17 protein-coding genes and 1 pseudogene are annotated in these 16,262 nt (G+C 46.0%); 11 read left to right on the top strand and 7 right to left on the bottom strand.

Annotation, left to right across the window (positions count from 1 at the left end; genetic code table 11):
- Both polC and fhcD read right to left on the bottom strand, forming a co-directional pair.
- Nucleotides 1-3,483 carry a DNA polymerase II large subunit gene (polC, locus tag LPQ35_RS05190; protein WP_193807624.1) on the bottom strand — a complete coding sequence of 1,161 codons (3,483 nt, stop codon included), beginning with the start codon at nucleotides 3,481-3,483 and terminating at the stop codon, nucleotides 1-3.
- Between the two features lie 399 nt (nucleotides 3,484-3,882).
- Nucleotides 3,883-4,776, bottom strand: a complete 894-nt coding sequence (gene fhcD, locus LPQ35_RS05185; protein ID WP_193807623.1) for a formylmethanofuran--tetrahydromethanopterin N-formyltransferase — start codon at nucleotides 4,774-4,776, stop codon at nucleotides 3,883-3,885.
- Nucleotides 4,777-4,886: 110 nt separating this feature from the next.
- Between fhcD and LPQ35_RS05180 the strand changes: the two genes are divergently transcribed.
- The 4 genes from LPQ35_RS05180 to LPQ35_RS05165 all read left to right on the top strand — a co-directional run bounded on the left by LPQ35_RS05180 (nucleotide 4,887) and on the right by LPQ35_RS05165 (nucleotide 8,243).
- Nucleotides 4,887-5,603 carry a hypothetical protein gene (locus LPQ35_RS05180; protein WP_193807622.1) on the top strand — a complete coding sequence of 239 codons (717 nt, stop codon included), beginning with the start codon at nucleotides 4,887-4,889 and terminating at the stop codon, nucleotides 5,601-5,603.
- A gap of 53 nt (nucleotides 5,604-5,656) precedes the next feature.
- On the top strand, nucleotides 5,657-6,709 hold the full coding sequence (locus tag LPQ35_RS05175) for an SPOUT family RNA methylase (protein ID WP_193807621.1): 1,053 nt from the start codon (nucleotides 5,657-5,659) through the stop codon (nucleotides 6,707-6,709).
- A 109-nt stretch (nucleotides 6,710-6,818) separates the two neighbouring features.
- Nucleotides 6,819-7,133: a MazG-like family protein gene (locus LPQ35_RS05170; RefSeq protein WP_203218995.1), complete on the top strand. Its 315-nt coding sequence runs from the start codon at nucleotides 6,819-6,821 to the stop codon at nucleotides 7,131-7,133.
- A gap of 30 nt (nucleotides 7,134-7,163) precedes the next feature.
- Nucleotides 7,164-8,243 (top strand): formate--phosphoribosylaminoimidazolecarboxamide ligase, encoded by a 1,080-nt coding sequence (locus LPQ35_RS05165; protein WP_193807620.1) that lies wholly within the window; start codon nucleotides 7,164-7,166, stop codon nucleotides 8,241-8,243.
- A 45-nt stretch (nucleotides 8,244-8,288) separates the two neighbouring features.
- Here LPQ35_RS05165 and cofC read toward each other — a convergent pair whose 3' ends face one another.
- Complete coding sequence (gene cofC / locus LPQ35_RS05160; protein WP_193807619.1) at nucleotides 8,289-8,891, bottom strand: 2-phospho-L-lactate guanylyltransferase; 603 nt, start codon at nucleotides 8,889-8,891, stop codon at nucleotides 8,289-8,291.
- Nucleotides 8,892-8,933: 42 nt separating this feature from the next.
- Nucleotides 8,934-9,377, bottom strand: coding sequence for a hypothetical protein (locus LPQ35_RS05155; RefSeq protein ID WP_193807618.1), 444 nt, complete (start codon nucleotides 9,375-9,377; stop codon nucleotides 8,934-8,936).
- Nucleotides 9,378-9,459: 82 nt separating this feature from the next.
- Between LPQ35_RS05155 and LPQ35_RS05150 the strand changes: the two genes are divergently transcribed.
- Together LPQ35_RS05150 and pth2 are read left to right on the top strand one after the other, a co-directional pair.
- Nucleotides 9,460-9,723: a DUF5749 family beta-barrel protein gene (locus LPQ35_RS05150; RefSeq protein WP_193807617.1), complete on the top strand. Its 264-nt coding sequence runs from the start codon at nucleotides 9,460-9,462 to the stop codon at nucleotides 9,721-9,723.
- Nucleotides 9,704-10,066, top strand: coding sequence for a peptidyl-tRNA hydrolase Pth2 (gene pth2 / locus LPQ35_RS05145; RefSeq protein ID WP_193807616.1), 363 nt, complete (start codon nucleotides 9,704-9,706; stop codon nucleotides 10,064-10,066). The genes LPQ35_RS05150 and pth2 overlap by 20 nt, the downstream gene beginning before the upstream one ends.
- On the opposite strand, the gene cobB is transcribed toward pth2, so the two are convergent.
- From cobB to LPQ35_RS05130, 3 genes and pseudogenes are all read right to left on the bottom strand, one after another.
- The gene (cobB, locus tag LPQ35_RS05140; protein ID WP_193807615.1) at nucleotides 10,038-10,787 is read right to left on the bottom strand and encodes an NAD-dependent protein deacetylase; all 750 of its coding nucleotides are present in this window, start codon (nucleotides 10,785-10,787) and stop codon (nucleotides 10,038-10,040) included. The genes pth2 and cobB overlap by 29 nt on opposite strands.
- 115 nt (nucleotides 10,788-10,902) lie before the next feature.
- Nucleotides 10,903-11,172: a hypothetical protein gene (locus LPQ35_RS05135; protein ID WP_193807614.1), complete on the bottom strand. Its 270-nt coding sequence runs from the start codon at nucleotides 11,170-11,172 to the stop codon at nucleotides 10,903-10,905.
- Nucleotides 11,173-11,376: 204 nt separating this feature from the next.
- Nucleotides 11,377-11,610, bottom strand: a pseudogene (locus LPQ35_RS05130) (stage II sporulation protein M); the annotation flags it as partial.
- Nucleotides 11,611-11,630: 20 nt separating this feature from the next.
- Here LPQ35_RS05130 and LPQ35_RS05125 point away from each other — a divergent pair.
- From LPQ35_RS05125 to LPQ35_RS05105, 5 genes are all read left to right on the top strand, one after another.
- Complete coding sequence (locus tag LPQ35_RS05125) at nucleotides 11,631-11,930, top strand: YIP1 family protein (protein WP_193807612.1); 300 nt, start codon at nucleotides 11,631-11,633, stop codon at nucleotides 11,928-11,930.
- A gap of 43 nt (nucleotides 11,931-11,973) precedes the next feature.
- Nucleotides 11,974-12,555, top strand: coding sequence for a DUF1648 domain-containing protein (locus tag LPQ35_RS05120; RefSeq protein WP_193807611.1), 582 nt, complete (start codon nucleotides 11,974-11,976; stop codon nucleotides 12,553-12,555).
- 53 nt (nucleotides 12,556-12,608) lie between these two features.
- Nucleotides 12,609-14,180: a tRNA uridine(34) 5-carboxymethylaminomethyl modification radical SAM/GNAT enzyme Elp3 gene (locus LPQ35_RS05115; protein ID WP_193807610.1), complete on the top strand. Its 1,572-nt coding sequence runs from the start codon at nucleotides 12,609-12,611 to the stop codon at nucleotides 14,178-14,180.
- Between the two features lie 13 nt (nucleotides 14,181-14,193).
- Nucleotides 14,194-15,420, top strand: coding sequence for a threonine ammonia-lyase (gene ilvA, locus LPQ35_RS05110; RefSeq protein ID WP_203218994.1), 1,227 nt, complete (start codon nucleotides 14,194-14,196; stop codon nucleotides 15,418-15,420).
- A gap of 77 nt (nucleotides 15,421-15,497) precedes the next feature.
- Complete coding sequence (locus LPQ35_RS05105; protein WP_193807609.1) at nucleotides 15,498-16,136, top strand: cytochrome c biogenesis protein CcsA; 639 nt, start codon at nucleotides 15,498-15,500, stop codon at nucleotides 16,134-16,136.
- The last annotated feature ends 126 nt before the right edge of the window (nucleotides 16,137-16,262 follow it).

The raw sequence follows: 16,262 nt of genomic DNA, 5'->3' as shown, positions 1-16,262 counted from the left end.
TTAAAAGAACTCATCAATTTTTATCTGTCTTTTCAGCTCGCTTTCAAACAGAGACTGTGTCTCCACCTCAATCAGCCTTATCCTCTGTCTGGTGTAGTCGCTCACATTGTACGTTTCGGCAAGGGTTTTTGAAAGGTCAAGGTACTTCACTATCGAGCCTTCATGAACTGTGAGCGTCAGAGAACCACCACACCTCGTACACTTGCCCGCCAGAGGAATTCTTCTGAACTTCTGGTTGCAGTTCACACACCTGAACTCCTGCCTCGAAAATGCTCTGAGGTTACCTATGATGTCCGGCAGAAAATGGGTTTTTATAACTCGTTCAGCAACATCATGTTCATCAACAGCCCGTATCTTTCTCGCCAGCTCCATTTGATGGCTCACCTTATCCTGCATAGACTTCAGAGTCTTGTAAGCACTGCTTTTGATACCAAGAGCGATATCATCAGTGTCGTGGGTGAATTTCAGCCCGAAATACTTTCTCTCATCCCCGAGCCTGTCCTCGACCCTTTCAATGACTCCTGAAAATTCTTTGGGATGTGCACATCTCAAAGTCGCCAGGTAAAACTCCAGAGGATAGCTGTCTGTTACATCCATGTTGTGGACCTCGCCATCAACCTCCTTCGGATCGAGTATTGCCGTCAGAACGAGGGGAGCATCCATCTGGCCGCCTCTCTTGTCAGGAAGGAATTCTCGCGAGAAGTTGAGCAGACCGTCCATGAGAAGCATAACGCAGTCTTCATCCCCATCACAATTCCTCCTCTTTGCGGCATGGAAGTAAGGGTGTGCGTAGCCCGCATTCACGTCAGCAAAGCCAATTATCCTTCCAAGAACTCCAGCAGAGGTGTGGGGTGCAAGGCCTATCACAAGATGGCCTATTAAATCCTCAGGCTTTTCAGCATTGTAAAACGGCTCAAGGCCATAGAATTTGACAAGTAGCTCATCAACGAATTTGCTAACCCTGAACAGATACTCCCCGGCACTTTTCGAAAGAATCAGGTCCTGGGGTTTCAGTTCAACAATCTGATCCTCATTCCGGAGGTCATTTCCGAGGTAATCATACTCATATCCGAGCTCCTTTAATTTCTCAACAGTTAAACCAATCTCCTTAGGCCTGAAATGAGTTACGGGCAGATCGGTCATATCATATCTGACTGTACCATCTTTAAACACGTAAACCTTGTTTTTCGCCCTGAGTATCCCCTTCTCCATCCTTTCAGGGAATTTATTTCTGGAAGTAAGCCCGATTACACCCTTTATCGTGCCATTACTGTCTCTCTCGCCAATATTTTCAAGCGCCCTGTGGTATAGCTCTCTGACGTTTACCTTCCAGAGCTTGTAACCTGTTGTCTCTCTCCCGCACCTCTCACAGACCTCATCCCTCGTTCGTATCCCGCAGGCGGGACAGAGGTAGTGCTGCTCGGTAAAAGCCCCGCAGCTGCATTTGAGGTAGAAGCTTTCTCTTCCGCATTCTGGGCATGCTCTCAGCGGGAGTTCGACCTCAATCTCTCCCTTTGTCGCATTGTAACCTTTGGTGTAATCCACTGCCTTTTTCAGGTCTCTCGTCTTTCCTCCTGCCTCCCCAAGTGGAAAGAGCATGTGAGGAGCAGGAGACATCATTCTTTCCTTCGATTTTTCGGGTCTTCCCATTCTTGCCCCAATTCTCGAAGGTGCTTTGGCCCGAATATCTATACATGAAGCTTTTCTTGCAAATTCAAGTCCGTCTGGATGTTCTCCAAGCTCATCAAGCTTCACATCTTTCTGAATTTTCAGATCCTCATTCAGTCCAAGGCATCTCGCCAGAACCTTCCAGCGCTCCAGAACGATGTATCCCTCCCGGATTTTATGCTCAACGAGCAGGTCTTCCAGAATTTCCTTGGCTTTTCTGTCAAACTTTATGATGAGAGAGCTTTTGCCGTACTTGCCCTCAATCTTTCCATTTTTCACTATGTAATCCCTGAGGTAGAGGGCATCCTCAGCAGAGATGTCATGCCAGAGGTACGTGTAATCGGGGTGCAGCGGGACTCCGTAATTATCACACAGCGATAACGCAGTATCCTCATCAATTCGGGTGTAATCACTCTCCGGTATCTTCCCCCTGACTTCCTGTACCCACCACTCATAGCAGTAGCCTGCAGGAATCAGAGGGTGATTGTTTTCCAGAAAATCTCCAAAGTTTATGAGTATCTCGCCCATATCCAGAATCTTCTCGACTGAATCTCGGATTTTCACCGCCTCATCGTATGAATTGACCCTAACAACATCCCCATTCTTAAGCCGTACGGTGGGACCATCGATGCTCGTTACGGGGATTACACTGCCAGCCTTTCCAGGCCTTTCGACTTTAAGCTGTGTGCCGATTGCAATAAACCCTCCCGCAATGACCATTGTTGCAGGATTCAGGCCCACAGTCGCAAAACCGGAATTTCTCGCCCTCCCATACCTCAGCCTGAATCCTCCTTTTCTCGATGGATGGCTGAAAACCGGTCTTCCTGCAACAATGTCAGCGAGATACTTGTCTTTCGGTTTCACTGCATCCTTGCTTTCATCTTTTGTCTCACTCCCCCCACTGTCCTTGTTAATGAGCTTGTCAAGCCATTCCCACCCATCAATTTTGATTTTATCAACGATCTTCTTAAGCTTGGGGGCTTTCAGGGCAATACCCTCTGCTATGACCAGCGCCATTCCACCCCTGACCCTGTTCGTCTCCACTCTCGGAAGATTTCTGTAGCCGGACACCTCAGCATCTTCCGTAGGCTCACCGTCGATGCACACAGGGCAGTTTTCAACTATCAGCCTGATTTCGTCATCGCTCGGAAGATACTGGAGGTTCGCCACCTTCTTGTAAAGCGGGATTTCCTCACAGTACCTTAATATCTCCTCTTCTGTCGGAATGTATCTGTTCAGCCCAAGCAACCGCCTCACATAGTCAGCAACGAGAACAGAGATGACCTGGGCTGTTCCGCCTGCACTCCTTATTGGCCCGGCATAGTATATCTTGACGAATTCACTACCATCGAGATTTCTGTCCAGCCTTATTTTGGCTATGCCCTCAATCGGAGCCGCAACAACACCCTCTGTCTGAATCGCGACAGCTGCCCTGACAGCCTTATCCATAGCCGTCTCCTTGTCAAGGTTTCCAAATTCTCCGGAGACGATGTCCTTGGCGATTCTGAAGCATATTTCAACTCTTGAGAGGCCCGCATTTTCATAATCTTCAATTTTTCTGGCAATCCCATTTATATCGAGAAGCTTTTCGACTCTCTCAGCCATGTTTCTCGCAACAGGTATCTCAACATGCGGTTTTGGATCGAGGCCGAGGCTTCTTGCCCTTTCTGCAATCTTATACAGCCTCTCAAGCTCTCTCAAAAGGGATTCGTGATACCTGCGTATTTCTTCGTACAGCTTGAAGTTGATTTCAGCAGCCTCATCTCGCGAACCATCATCGAAGAGCGGGAAGAATTTGTCAAGAGTGATGATCATCCTACATGATACCGCTCATGAAAATTTAATACTTGTGATATCGAATCGGTGAAAAAAGTGAAAAAATTCTGAAAAAATTCGAACCGGTGTCCCGGCAGGATAACACAAATTCCCCGGTTCACCCTTGCAGGAGCCCACAACCATATCTCAATTCAGGAAGCTGCATTCTGAGTTGTTCCTCTCAATAGACGTTTACCTGAAACCGGAAATTTCGATTTTTCAAGCATGATACTGTCCCAGATCAAAAAATGCATGAAATTCGGTAGAGTGCTTTTTAGGCAGTATTGAGATCATCCAGCAGGGATTATCTGAGTTCAAACATAAAAGACTCCCAAAAACCATCAAGTTCTATTCTACCGGTACTGACTGTCCAAATAAAAATATTAAAAAATCCGGGAATCAGAACAGCTCATTCAGATGAATGAGATGCTTTCCAAGCTTTCCTCCGTAATTTCCAGCTGTTATTTTCACAACTCCAGGTATCTTCGTTGCCGCTTCAATTCCAACTCTCGTTGCTTCCTTGATTGCCTCAACGCTGATTCCGTTTATGACGATTTCGTAAATCGCTTTAACGCCCTCTGGAACGTGGGTTTCCGGAACCTGCTCCCTTATGCTTGGCGCGAACTTCTCATTGGTTGTTGCGTTCAGGAACTTGTACTTGTTAGCTCCAACCTTGGAACCTGAAGCTACTATCCCTCCAGGGAATGGTGTGATAACTCCCTCAACATCCGCAATGGCCTGAACCGCTGCCTTTGCAGCAGCGAGAGCTGAAGGCTGGGTTTCACCCATTATGAAGAAGTTTCCTCCTGCAATTCCGTTAACGTAACCTATGTCATTTTCAATGAGGAAATCGCCCTCCATCATCGGGATTGCCCACATCTTTCTGCCACCAACATCCACCTGTTTTTCAAAGCCATCGGCAAAGAACCTGAGCTTGTTTCCAGTGTCGAACTTCTCTTCCGCATCAGGCAGGCCGTTGAACACCGCTGTTGTTGGTGCGGTGAGAACACACTGGCCGAGTCTTGCAAGCAGCTGCTGTTCGAGACCCTTCTTGCTCATGTGGCAGATCTGGATGTAGTAACCCGGTCTCCCGTCCGGGGTCTCAGACGGTAGGGCTCTTTTCTCGATTCCTGCCTCGGCAGGGCACATGATCACAGAAGTTCCAAAACCGGTTGCCTCGTTTGCGGCCACGTGAGCCCAGTCGTAGTCGTAGGCAGTTATCAAGACCCTCGCGATCTTTATATCAAAAGCTTCTGCAAAAGTCTCCTCAACCTCAACTCCGTTCACCTTCATTAAAACCACCAGAAAGCTTTCGGCAAAAAACAATATTAATCTTTTGAAATTTTTCGCCGACTCTCTGTTTAACGAAAGACATATTAAAATATAAAGTTTAGAAACTTTCAATGAACATTTCAGTCATACCCACAATCTCCATCCTGACAGCCTACTTTTTCACGGTACTGATACTCAACAGCAGGAGAGAGAAGCTGCTCAATCCAGAGGTCTGGAAATTCGTAACCACATATTTTCTCCTCACCTCCTCAGTATTTCTGGTAATAATCCTCTCGGAATTTCTGGAGCTTGTCGAAGAGTTCGGCCTGATCCACTTTGATATAGACAGGATAACCCTCCTCACATATATCCTGCTGGTTGTCCCGGTCTCGATAACAATACACACCTACGGGTGCATTAAACTGCTCAAATTCCTTAATTTTGACGTGGAAAGCGTGAATCTCAACAGAGTTGGTCTTCCGCTAATTTACCTCGGCGTCTTCTGGCTCATCTCCGTAGAGTCCTACCACTTCAGAGGATCAATCAGATTTATCGCAATGCTGTCCGAGATGATATACATATTCTCGTTTCCGATAGCCCTCACACTGATTTACTACACCCTAAAGGAGAAAAAAATCGAGTCAGATATAATACACTCTCCCATACCCTCTCTCGATGGACTGACGGGCATATCCATGTCCTTGGCCACGTTTTCACTTGCCGTACTGATGAAACTGGCCGGGGATGAGAATGCTTACGAGATTCTGGAAGGCTTCTCGCTGATACTGTTCGTTTTCTCTGCCGAAATATTCAGGAGAGCCATCTTCAAGTTCAGAAAAATCGTATGAGAGACTTAAGAGAGGAGAACATATAAAAAACCTTGACAGATACGGACTCAATAATGATTTTCGTAAAAACACAGAGAGGAATGGAGTACATTGCCGCACAGAACATAAAAGAGCTTATAAATGACGTAAAAATAGAAGTGAGGCCGGCAGGATATCTCGGAATCCTTATAGTCCATTCTGGTGAACTTGAACAGGTCCGACAGGTTCCAGAAGTTGAAAGAGCAATACCCGTCCTTTTTGAGATTGAGAGCAGCCTGAGTGGAATCCTCGAAAAAGCAGAAGAAATCGTAAAGGCAATGGGGGAGTTCGATACCTTCGCCGTCAGAGCTACGAGAAGGGGACTGAAACACAGATTCAGCAGCATGGACATAAGCATTCAGCTTGGAAAGCGGATTCAGGAGATGAGTGGCAAGGATGTCGACCTGAACTCGCCAGACAAGGCAGTGTATGTGGAGGTCGTCAACGAAAGAACATTCATCGGCATCCTCGACGGCGCAGAGGAGAGGAGAAAGTACACCCCAGAAAAAGCCAATAGCCTTAGATTCTTTGAGAAGGTCTCTTTTGTCCAGACGCCCTATCTTGAGAATTTGAAAGGGGCAAGAGAGATTGGAGAGAGGATTGGAAGAAACGCACAATCGTTTGAGATAAAGGAACTGATAATAGCACCTTACGGATATGTTGATGCTGAAGAGCTGTTTGAATTCCTCAGGGGTGTGAGGAGAGGCAAACTGTCAAGGCTCAGCATTCAGAGAAGAAGCTATGCCAGAGAGGTCAGGGAAACGAAAATACTCGTTCACGACCTCTTCCAGACACTCAGAGATAAAAAACGGAGAAAAAACGTTGTCATCGCCACAGACCCCACCGGAAAGCAAATCTCGGACGTTAGAGATGAGCTTAAAAGAGCATTCGAGAGAGCAAACGAAATTGTAATCTTTGCGGGAAGCAGAACCGGCCTTCCAAAAGGAGTCCTGAGACTTGCGGATTTTGTCGTTGATCTCAGCCCATACATAACTTTCCCAACGGAGCTTGCAATACCTGTCTCACTCACGGCATTTCTCGACATTTACGAAGAGATGAAAGCAGAGAGGTCAGAAAGAGAACAGTGAAGTTTCAGCCCGCATAACCACTTTGAAATAACAGTGCCACCTTCACCACAAATACTCCTTATGGGCAGATTTTGGAAAAACAAATATTGTCCTATCCAAATACACGATCATGCACATTTCGGACATCATAGAAATTCTAATCGATTTCAGAAACCGAAGGGAGTGGAAAAAATACCATACTCCGAAAAATCTTGCTCTATCTGTCGCCATAGAAGTTGGAGAGCTTTTAGAGATGTTTCAGTGGAAGAAAGATGATGAAATTTTAAAAGAGCTTGAAAACGAGGATTACAGAAGGAGAATTGGGGAAGAGATCAGTGACGTGCTTATCTATCTCCTCCTACTCGCACATGAGTGTGAAATTGACGTTGAAAAGGCTCTAATGGACAAAATAAAGAAAAACGAACAAAAATATCCGGAACGGTAAATCTTATATCCGTGTTGGCAAAACAGATACATGGAAAAACTCAGAGAGCTGATTCTCGCAACTCTGAAAAACTACGATAAAGAAAACATAAGAATAGGAACAATAGGCAGCCATTCAGCTCTGAACATTCTCAAAGGCGCCAAAGAAGAAGGTTTTGAGACTGTATGTATAGTCAGGAAAAGAGAGAGCTTTGTTTACCGCAATTTTGGAGTTGCAGACCACATAATAGAGGTGGACGACTTCAGACAGCTTCTCGACGATGGTATTCAGAAGAAACTAATCGAGATGAACACAATTTTAATCCCTCACGGTAGCTACAATGCTTACATCGGCAGTCTTTACAGTCTGAAAGTCCCGGTTTTCGGAAACAGAATCCTCATGGAATGGGAAACAGTAAGAGAGAAGCAGAGAGACTGGCTCGTAAATTCCGGACTTAATGTACCAAAGACTTATCGTTCGCCCGACGAGATTGACGGTCTCGCAATTGTGAAGTATCCCGGTGCAAGGGGAGGTAAGGGTTACTTCATCGCCGCATCAAAGGAAGATTTTCTGAGCAAGGCTGAGGAACTGGTTAAGAGAGGAATAATATCCAAAGACGATATTAACAAGGCACACATACAGGAATACGTCCTTGGTGTACCTGTGTACTTCTCCTTCTTTTACTCTCCGGTCAATTCAAGAATTGAGCTTATAGCTATCGACAGAAGGTATGAGTCAAACGTAGATGGTTTCGGCAGGATTCCTGCTGATGAACAGCTCAAAACAGACCTGATCCCGACATATACGGTTGTGGGAAACATCCCTCTGATCGTGAGGGAGAGTCTGCTTTCCAGAATTTTGCAGGATGGTGAGCAGGTTTACGAGTACTCCAGAAAAATTGCTGAGCCGGGAATGGTGGGACCATTCTGCCTTGAAAGCGTTATCGACGAGAACGGAACAATCTACTATTTTGAGATATCCGCAAGGATAGTCGCAGGGAGCAGCGTAGGGATTCCTGCCTCACCGTACTCATACATCCTCTTCGGGGAGAACATGTATATGGGCAGGAGAATTGCCCGCGAAATAAGAATTGCAACCGAAAAAGACATGCTTGAAGAGCTGATCTTTTAAAAATTTCATTTTTTAAAAATCCGCGCCAAACAGGTGCTGGAATACCTATTCTCTCACGAGTTTCGGATCTTTTCCAGACAGATCAACGTAAAAGCCAAGGTCTTCCAGATACTCGTAGCTTCTCTTCCCTCTTCCGTGGAGGACAAGTTCGAGCAGATCATCTTCCTCATCGATATCGACGCTTGCAAAAAAGGAGTCGAAAATTCTGCATTCAAGCTTCAATTTTCTGCATATATCGACGTGTTTGAAAAAACTTCCGTAGTGATATGAGGTGTAAAATTGCCTGCTTCTTGAGAGAAGCATGTTTGTCCCGCCTTTTCTTCCCGGAGCCAGGACAACGTCACCATCCATTTCGATAAAGCGTTCAACCGTTTTTTCAGTCAAAAGGGCAAGGTCGGACATGATGATGGCGGCATCATTCTGCTTAATCCGGGAGGTTACAGCTTCGTCAAGGCTTCGATTATCAATTTCGTGCTTTATCCCTTCGAGAAGTTTGCTGGAAGAGCTTGAAACAACAGTACAATCTCCACAAGCATCAATAACGTCAAGCAGCATGAAATAAGCGAGCTTTTTCCTTTCATCAGGTGAAAGCACACCCGACAGCCTCGATTTAGGATTTTCGGGCTTGAAGGGGACGTAAATCTTCATTGTGCTGAATGGACCGGACAGATTAATAAATCTGATGATTTGTCACAGCGACCTGAAAAACACTGAATAAAGGACTAAGGAGACCAGCAGGCTCATTCTGTAAAACAGCGATTCCCTTATTCCCATGCGAAAGTTCGAGATAAGAATTACCAGATACACTGAAAATGCCAGCAGAAATAGATGATCGAGATAGAGCATGTAATACAGCATCGAAAGCACAAGCCCAAGTGCAGAAAAGAGAATTACGGCAGAATAAAATCCCCCTGCAAATGAGGTGCCTTCAAAAGCGCCGTTTTCTTCAATCTGAAGTTTTTCAGTATTCATCAGGTCCTCTTTTCTGAATTCAGGGAAAAACACGCCAGTATGCCCACAGGAGTTGCATCTGTACGAGTTCAGCGCCCCGTAGGCAACAGCCGCAGGAGTGTAGAGATCCGGCTCAACATCACTGCTGAGACATCTGGGGCAAACCCTCATGTATTCATCCATCACTGTAATCTTTCCACGAAGGGGATATGTCTTTCGCCGTGCATTTCGCAAATAATTTATTTAAATTCTGCAAAGTCTTTGCATGGATCTCATCTGCAGATTCGTGTTCATGAACGGGAAAGAAATCGGGGAGAGCATCGATGTCTATGGCGATCATCTGATAATAAAAAGCTCGGATAAGTTCTTTGGGGTCCCGCTATCTGCTGTAAAAGAGGACGGTGATGGTCTGGCGCTCGAAGAATTTGACGAAGAGAAGGCAAAGGAGATTGGAGAAAAGTGGATGGTGGAAAAGTCCAAACCGGTGAGTCTCGAAGAGCTTGAGAAGTATGGGTTCGGAGAGGAGTGAGTACAAGCAGGTAATCATAGTCAGGGAAGATTTGCAGCTATCTAAAGGGAAGCTGGCAGTTCAGGTAGCCCATGCGGCGATTCTTGGTTATGAAATTTCGGATAGATCAACCAGAGAGAAGTGGAAACTTGAAGGACAGAAAAAGATTGTTCTGAAGGTTAAAAATCTCGAGAACCTTATGAGGATCTTTGACATGGCCAGAAAAAATGGTTTGCCAAGCGCTTACGTGAAGGATGCAGGTCTTACTGAAATCCCTCCCGGAACAATAACCGCTGTCGTTATCGGTCCCGAAAGGAGCGACAGGATCGATAAAATTACGGGGAGTCTCCCGCTTCTAAAATAGCTCTGATCTGCCTGAAAGCCTCGCCAGCCCGCTGTCTTATGGACAGGTCTGCGAGGTCCGTAAGAGGAGTGATTTCCGGATTTACTTCAACGACTGTATTTCCGGCATTCTTTGCATAGTACGGGAGCTGTGCAGCAGGATAAACCACTGCAGAGGTACCGATTACGATAACACTGTTCTGGCTGCACAGCTCGACTGCGAGATTGAGTGCATCAACAGGGAGGGGTTCCCCAAACCACACAACGTTTGGTCTCATCAATGCTCCGCAATCGCATACGGGTGGAATCGTTTCCGGAGCTTTATTCAGTCTCTCGACCCTGCCGCATTCAGTACACCTCACCTCGTCAATCCTGCCGTGAAGATGGACGACATTCTTGCTTCCCGCCCTCTCGTGCAGATTGTCCACGTTCTGTGTTACAACGGCTTTCAGCAAACCCTTTCTCTCGAGGAGCGCCAGAGCAATGTGTGCATCATTGGGTTTTGCGTTGAACACGAGATTCATCCTCCATGCATACCACTCCCACACAAGCACAGGATCTTTTCTGAATGCCTCAGGAGTCGCAAGCTCTTCAGGCCTATATTTGTTCCAGAGACCGTCTTTCCCCCTGAATGTGGGTATCCCGCTGTCTGCGGATATGCCCGCGCCTGTCAGAGCCACAAGCTCACCATTGCAGGATTTTATGAGTTCCAGCAATCTGCCAATCGTGTTCCTGCTGTTCATGCACTTGCAATTCGACCTGAAAAAATTAAAATTTATTCCAGATTCAAACGAACCACAGGCTCCGATAATTCCTGGCACATGCAAAAAATACTGTAGGATGCAAAGCCCTATCTTATCAAACTATCAGACCCAGTAGCATAGATGTCAGTCCAATGAACAGGACAATTTCAATAATCTTTGGTTTAGAAAATAATGTACCCATCTTATACTGACCATCACCCTCTTTACTTGGCTTTGGCATGAGCATTACGTAACAGGCAATAAACGCAGCTGTACCACTTGCAAAAGCATTGAGCATTCCATATCCTCTAACTTCTGCAATCAATGCATAAATAGCGGCAAGCGTAACTGAGGCCATCAGTCTGAGCATGATCTTTCGTTTCATGCCCCTCTCAAACAAAAATATGGAAAACATATTAAATTTTTGGATAATCTAACCAAGGCTCTACCCCCATCCTCAAAACTTCCGACTCCATTCCCAACACCAAAATCTGAATCCTTCCAAAACCTGCTCTATCACATAACAATCCCAAAAGCCTTTTTTAGTGAGTCATATCTACCTGCTTTCACAAGGTTTGAAAGAACTGTATTATCGATTAAAGCCATTTGTCAAATCGATCACACTTTTGGCAATTTTGAGGGTTACGTTCGCCTCTATCCACGCTGCGATTACGATTAATATTATGGAGATTAACGCAAAGGTCAGGTATTCTTTTATGTCTTCTTTTGTTAGAATCGTTTCTTTCTTGCCAGCCAAATACCTTACAATTTCATAAGGAATTTTGAAGCCTGCTGCTCCGGCTATGATTATTGCAGGGATTTCTTCCTTCCTTGGTTGGTTCCATGATAACAGTCCCAGTTTCGGCATATTACCTGATGAACGCAGAGATTCCAGAGATAGACCTTGCTCAGCTTCAAAATCCCGATGCAGTGGGGGACATAATACTTTCATTTATACCCAGAGATGTCGTTTACTCAAACTTGATAATCAACCTTGCAGTAACAATCTGGGGGCTTGTGATCTGGACGTTTGCTGTGAGGCATGCAAGAGAGATTGAGCTGAGAAAAGCTTTCATCTGCGCATCAATTCCCGCTGTGGCACTTGGAATGTATCAGATGTGGGATATTCTAAGACTGCTATAGACCTTCCAAAATTTTTTAATTCTAACTTAATATTATACAAAGAATGATGAAAATCCAAAAGATTCCTCCTGAACCAATATCTAAGAAAGGTCAGATATTTTTAGCCCTGATATTACTCGGTCTTGCGGGGATCTGGGTCCTCGCGATATATGCGTATCAAACTCTGCCCGACAACATCCCCTCCCACTTCAACTTTGAGGGCAAGCCAGACAGCTACGGAGATAAAAGTACCTGGATGATTTTGCCCGTTGCATTGAGCATTGCCCCTATAATATTCCTCCTTATCGCAAAATACAGATTCACCATCATCAACAACCACCCGTATCTCATCAACCTGCCCGCATTCTTCATGATGATCGACCGAATTCCTGCCGAAAGAAGAGCATGGTGGGTGAACAGGTATTTTGAAGTTCTGCTGGGCATGGGTGCATTTTTGACATTATATCTCCTCGCGATTGAATATGGAATATATGTCGGAACTGTTGCAGGTGCAATGCCAGAATGGTTTTTGCCCGTTACTCTCGGAGCAATTCCCGTACTGATTTTCGGTTTCCTGGTTTTTCTCAAGAAGCTTTCCGCTGAAATTGCAGACGAGGCCAAAATTTACGGCAACGCCCGAGCATGAAACTGCAGTTTTCTCCGTCAAATTTTTAACCTGCATTTCCGTATTTTCAGGGAATGTCTCAAGCAGCATTGAGAGAAATTGCTCTCGAAATTGCAAAAATCGGAAAAGTGGATAAAAAGGAAATAGCCAGGATTAAAAAGAGAGTCGCCAAGAAATACTCGCTCTCAACAATCCCTTCTGATGCAGATGTTCTGAGGGCAGTCAAAAATGAGCCACTTTATGAAAAGCTTAGGGAAGTCCTCAGGCTGAAGCCGGTGAGGACGATAAGCGGTGTCGCCGTTGTCAGCGTGATGACTTCTCCGGCACCATGTCCCCACGGAAAGTGCATTCCGTGCCCCGGAGGCGTGGAATTCAACACACCCCAGAGCTACATTGGATTCGAGCCCGCCGCACAGAGAGGCAGGCAGCATGAGTACGATTCTTTCAGACAGGTAACATCGAGGCTGAGTGAGCTTAAGGAGATTGGCCACGACGTGGATAAAGTCGAGATTATCGTCATGGGCGGCACGTTTCCGGCAAGAGAGGAAGATTACAAACAAAAGTTCATTCTCGGAATTTTCTCAGCCCTGAACAGCTTTGAAAGTGAGAAAAAGCTCTACAGCGACCTTGAACAGGCAAAGAAAGACAACGAAAGGGCTAAAGCAAGATGCGTTGGCATGACGTTCGAGACGAGGCCGGATTATGCCGGGGAAGAGCACATAATTGAGATGCTCAGGTTTGGCGGGACAAAGGTGGAGCTTGGAGTGCAGAGCGTTTACGATGATGTGCTTGAAAAAATTCAGAGGGGGCATGGAGTCCAGGACGTTGTCGATGCGACGAAAAGGTTGAGGGATTCGGCATTCAAGGTTGGGTATCACATCATGCCCGGTCTGCCGGGTTCCGATTTTGAGAGAGATCTGAAAATGTTCAGAATTCTCTTCGAAAATCCTGATTTCAGGCCGGACTACCTGAAGATTTATCCAACCCTTGTCGTCAGAGGCACCCAGCTCTACGAGATGTACGAAAGAGGTGAATACACTCCATACTCTACCGAAGAAGTCGTGGAGCTTGTAGCAAGGGCGAAGAAGTACATACCCGAATACGTGAGAATTCAGCGAATTCAGAGAGATATTCCCGTTGACAGGGCAATTGGACTGGACAAGGGAAACATCAGGCAGCTAATCCACGAGAGGCTGAAGGAGCTTGGATATTCATGCAGATGCATAAGGTGCAGGGAGGCGGGACACAGACTGAAAGAATACAGAGAACGAGACTTTGAGGAGGTTGTGAGAAAGTATGAGGCGAATAGTGGAAAGGAGTTTTTCATTTCATTCGAGGATCCGTCCCGGGAGGTTCTCGTCGGGTTCATAAGACTCAGATTCCCTGATGAGCCGTTCATACATGAACTTTACGATACTGCCCTGATCAGAGAACTGCACGTCTACGGAAAAGCAGTTGGAATAGGAGACAGGGATGAAAAGGCGTTCCAGCACAGAGGCTTTGGGGAGAGGTTGCTGAGCCTGGCAGAGGAAATAGCCGGCGAACACTATGACAGGATAGCAGTTATAAGTGGTGTGGGCGTAAGAGAGTATTACAGGAAACACGGATACAGAAAGGAATTCGAATACATGGTGAAAAAACTTTAAGGAGCGGGGTATTGTGGGGGAGAACATACCGTTACTGGTTAAAAAAATTTTTGAGGGCTCGCAGGAAGCGAGAAAAATCGTTTCGGAGCATGCATATAGAACGCCGGTTGAGTACAGCCATGAACTCAGCAGGTTGACCGGAGGAAAAATTCACCTCAAGCTTGAAAACCTTCAGAAGACAGGAAGCTTCAAAATACGGGGCGCCCTTTACAAGGTCAGCAAACTTGCAGGAAGTGTTTCAGGCATTGTAACAGCATCAGCCGGAAACCATGCACAGGGCGTTGCATACGCCTCCTCCGTGTTTGGTCTTCCGTGTATAGTCGTGATGCCAGAATCTGCAAGCATAACAAAAATCGAAGCAGTGAAGAATTTCGGTGCCGAAGTGATACTGCACGGAAAAATATACGACGATTCCGAGCAGAAAGCAATCGAGATAGCTGAAGAGAGGGGTTATGCGTTCATCCACCCCTTTGATGACCCGGATGTGATTTCGGGACAGGGCACCATAGCCTGGGAAATGGTCGAACAGATAAGTAAAATAGACACGGTAATCGTCCCATTGGGAGGAGGTGGACTCATTTCGGGTATTTCGACAGTGATGAAAATTTTCACGGACAGCGTGGAGATCATTGGAGTGGAGCCTGAAAACGTACCCAAGTTTGCAGAATCCATGAGGTTGGGCAAAATTACGGTTACAGAGGTAAAACCAACAATAGCCGACGGTCTTGCCACGAAGAGACCTGGCAAAAACACATTCAGGATTGTAAAATCCCTTGTGGACGAGATAGTAACGGTAAACGAGGATGAAATTGCGAGAGCCATTCACTATCTCCTCGAAAAAGAGAAGGTTCTTGCAGAGGGTGCCGGCGCCGCCGGGGTGGCGGCCCTTCTCGGAAACAAAGTGGATGTTAGAGGAAAGAATGTGGCAGTGGTCATCTCGGGGGGAAACATAGACCTGACTGCAATTTACAAACTGATTATCAGGGCCCTTGCCAATTCAGGCAAGCTTGCTGTCATATACGGATTCGTTCCCGACTCTCCCGGAAACCTCAGCGAGGTTACGGGAATAATTGCCAGACACAGGGGCAACATCATAGATGTGATCCACCACAGAGAGGATCTGCGAGCGCCGGCATGGCACACAGCACTGAAAATAGTTTTCGAGGTGGAATCGTCTCAGGTGGTGGAAAATATCCTCGCAGAGCTGGAAAGCAGAGGATATCACTTCAAAAAAATGTGACCCATTCGGAAAACACAAATCAATTCCTGTCAGTTCGCTGGATTAGATTTTTAAACAAAAGAAGTTAGATTTACTTCATGCGAAAAATAGCGGCTATCGCAGTAGTTGCGGTGTTGATGTTCATCTTCGCAGTGTACACAGCAATGAACCTTCCACCCTCACCTTCGCCCATCCTGAAGGACAACTACAGGATATTATTCTTCCACCTGCCCTCGGCCATAGGATCCTTTTTTGCGTTCACGGTGACAATGGCTGCCTCGATCCTGTACCTCATCAAACGGGATTACAGGTATGACCTTATAGCCAAAAACTTTGCCGTTGCGGGCTTCTACCTGATAACTGCTGCACTCATAAGCGGAAGCATCTGGGCCAACGTTGCATGGGGAGCGTTCTGGAACTGGGATCCAAGAGAGACGGCAGTTCTGATAACCTGGTTCGTTTACGCAGCGTATCATGCCCTGAGGCAGAGCATAGATGCGCCCGACGATAGGGCAAGAATCTCAGCAATATATTCCATCTTCGCTTACGTGACGATCCCATTCAGCTACTTCAGCTCTCAGATATTCTTTTCCCTGCATCCCAAGGTGGAAAGCATCAGTCTCGAAATAGGAATGCCCCTGGGAATAGCCATAACCTCGTTCATACTTCTTGTTGTTGTTTATGCCGCAATAAATTACAGGCTAGACAGATTTGAGGAGGTGATCCTGAATGAGTGATTTTACCGCCGTTTTTCTTGCCTCAACCGTGGTCATGCTGGTTGTTCTGGCGATGTTTCTGCTGACCCTCAAAAAGGCAATGGATATCGAGAAGATGCTGAAATAACACCATTCCATTTTTAAACC

Origin of the sequence: Geoglobus acetivorans, from assembly GCF_039641995.1 — an archaeon.
GTDB lineage: Archaea > Halobacteriota > Archaeoglobi > Archaeoglobales > Archaeoglobaceae > Geoglobus > Geoglobus acetivorans.
This window is presented reverse-complemented; position numbering and strand designations above follow the sequence as displayed.

Coding starts and splice junctions, on each gene's coding strand:
- LPQ35_RS05125 (WP_193807612.1), top strand. CDS start 11,631: ATGATAACAGTCCCAGTTTCGGCATATTACCTGATGAACGCAGAGATT.
- cofC (WP_193807619.1), bottom strand. CDS start 8,891: ATGAAGATTTACGTCCCCTTCAAGCCCGAAAATCCTAAATCGAGGCTG.
- cobB (WP_193807615.1), bottom strand. CDS start 10,787: ATGAACAGCAGGAACACGATTGGCAGATTGCTGGAACTCATAAAATCC.
- LPQ35_RS05175 (WP_193807621.1), top strand. CDS start 5,657: ATGATTTTCGTAAAAACACAGAGAGGAATGGAGTACATTGCCGCACAG.
- LPQ35_RS05135 (WP_193807614.1), bottom strand. CDS start 11,172: ATGAAACGAAAGATCATGCTCAGACTGATGGCCTCAGTTACGCTTGCC.
- LPQ35_RS05150 (WP_193807617.1), top strand. CDS start 9,460: ATGGATCTCATCTGCAGATTCGTGTTCATGAACGGGAAAGAAATCGGG.
- LPQ35_RS05115 (WP_193807610.1), top strand. CDS start 12,609: ATGTCTCAAGCAGCATTGAGAGAAATTGCTCTCGAAATTGCAAAAATC.
- fhcD (WP_193807623.1), bottom strand. CDS start 4,776: ATGAAGGTGAACGGAGTTGAGGTTGAGGAGACTTTTGCAGAAGCTTTT.
- LPQ35_RS05105 (WP_193807609.1), top strand. CDS start 15,498: ATGCGAAAAATAGCGGCTATCGCAGTAGTTGCGGTGTTGATGTTCATC.
- LPQ35_RS05165 (WP_193807620.1), top strand. CDS start 7,164: ATGGAAAAACTCAGAGAGCTGATTCTCGCAACTCTGAAAAACTACGAT.
- LPQ35_RS05180 (WP_193807622.1), top strand. CDS start 4,887: ATGAACATTTCAGTCATACCCACAATCTCCATCCTGACAGCCTACTTT.
- polC (WP_193807624.1), bottom strand. CDS start 3,483: ATGATCATCACTCTTGACAAATTCTTCCCGCTCTTCGATGATGGTTCG.
- LPQ35_RS05120 (WP_193807611.1), top strand. CDS start 11,974: ATGATGAAAATCCAAAAGATTCCTCCTGAACCAATATCTAAGAAAGGT.
- LPQ35_RS05155 (WP_193807618.1), bottom strand. CDS start 9,377: ATGGATGAATACATGAGGGTTTGCCCCAGATGTCTCAGCAGTGATGTT.
- LPQ35_RS05170 (WP_203218995.1), top strand. CDS start 6,819: ATGCACATTTCGGACATCATAGAAATTCTAATCGATTTCAGAAACCGA.
- pth2 (WP_193807616.1), top strand. CDS start 9,704: ATGGGTTCGGAGAGGAGTGAGTACAAGCAGGTAATCATAGTCAGGGAA.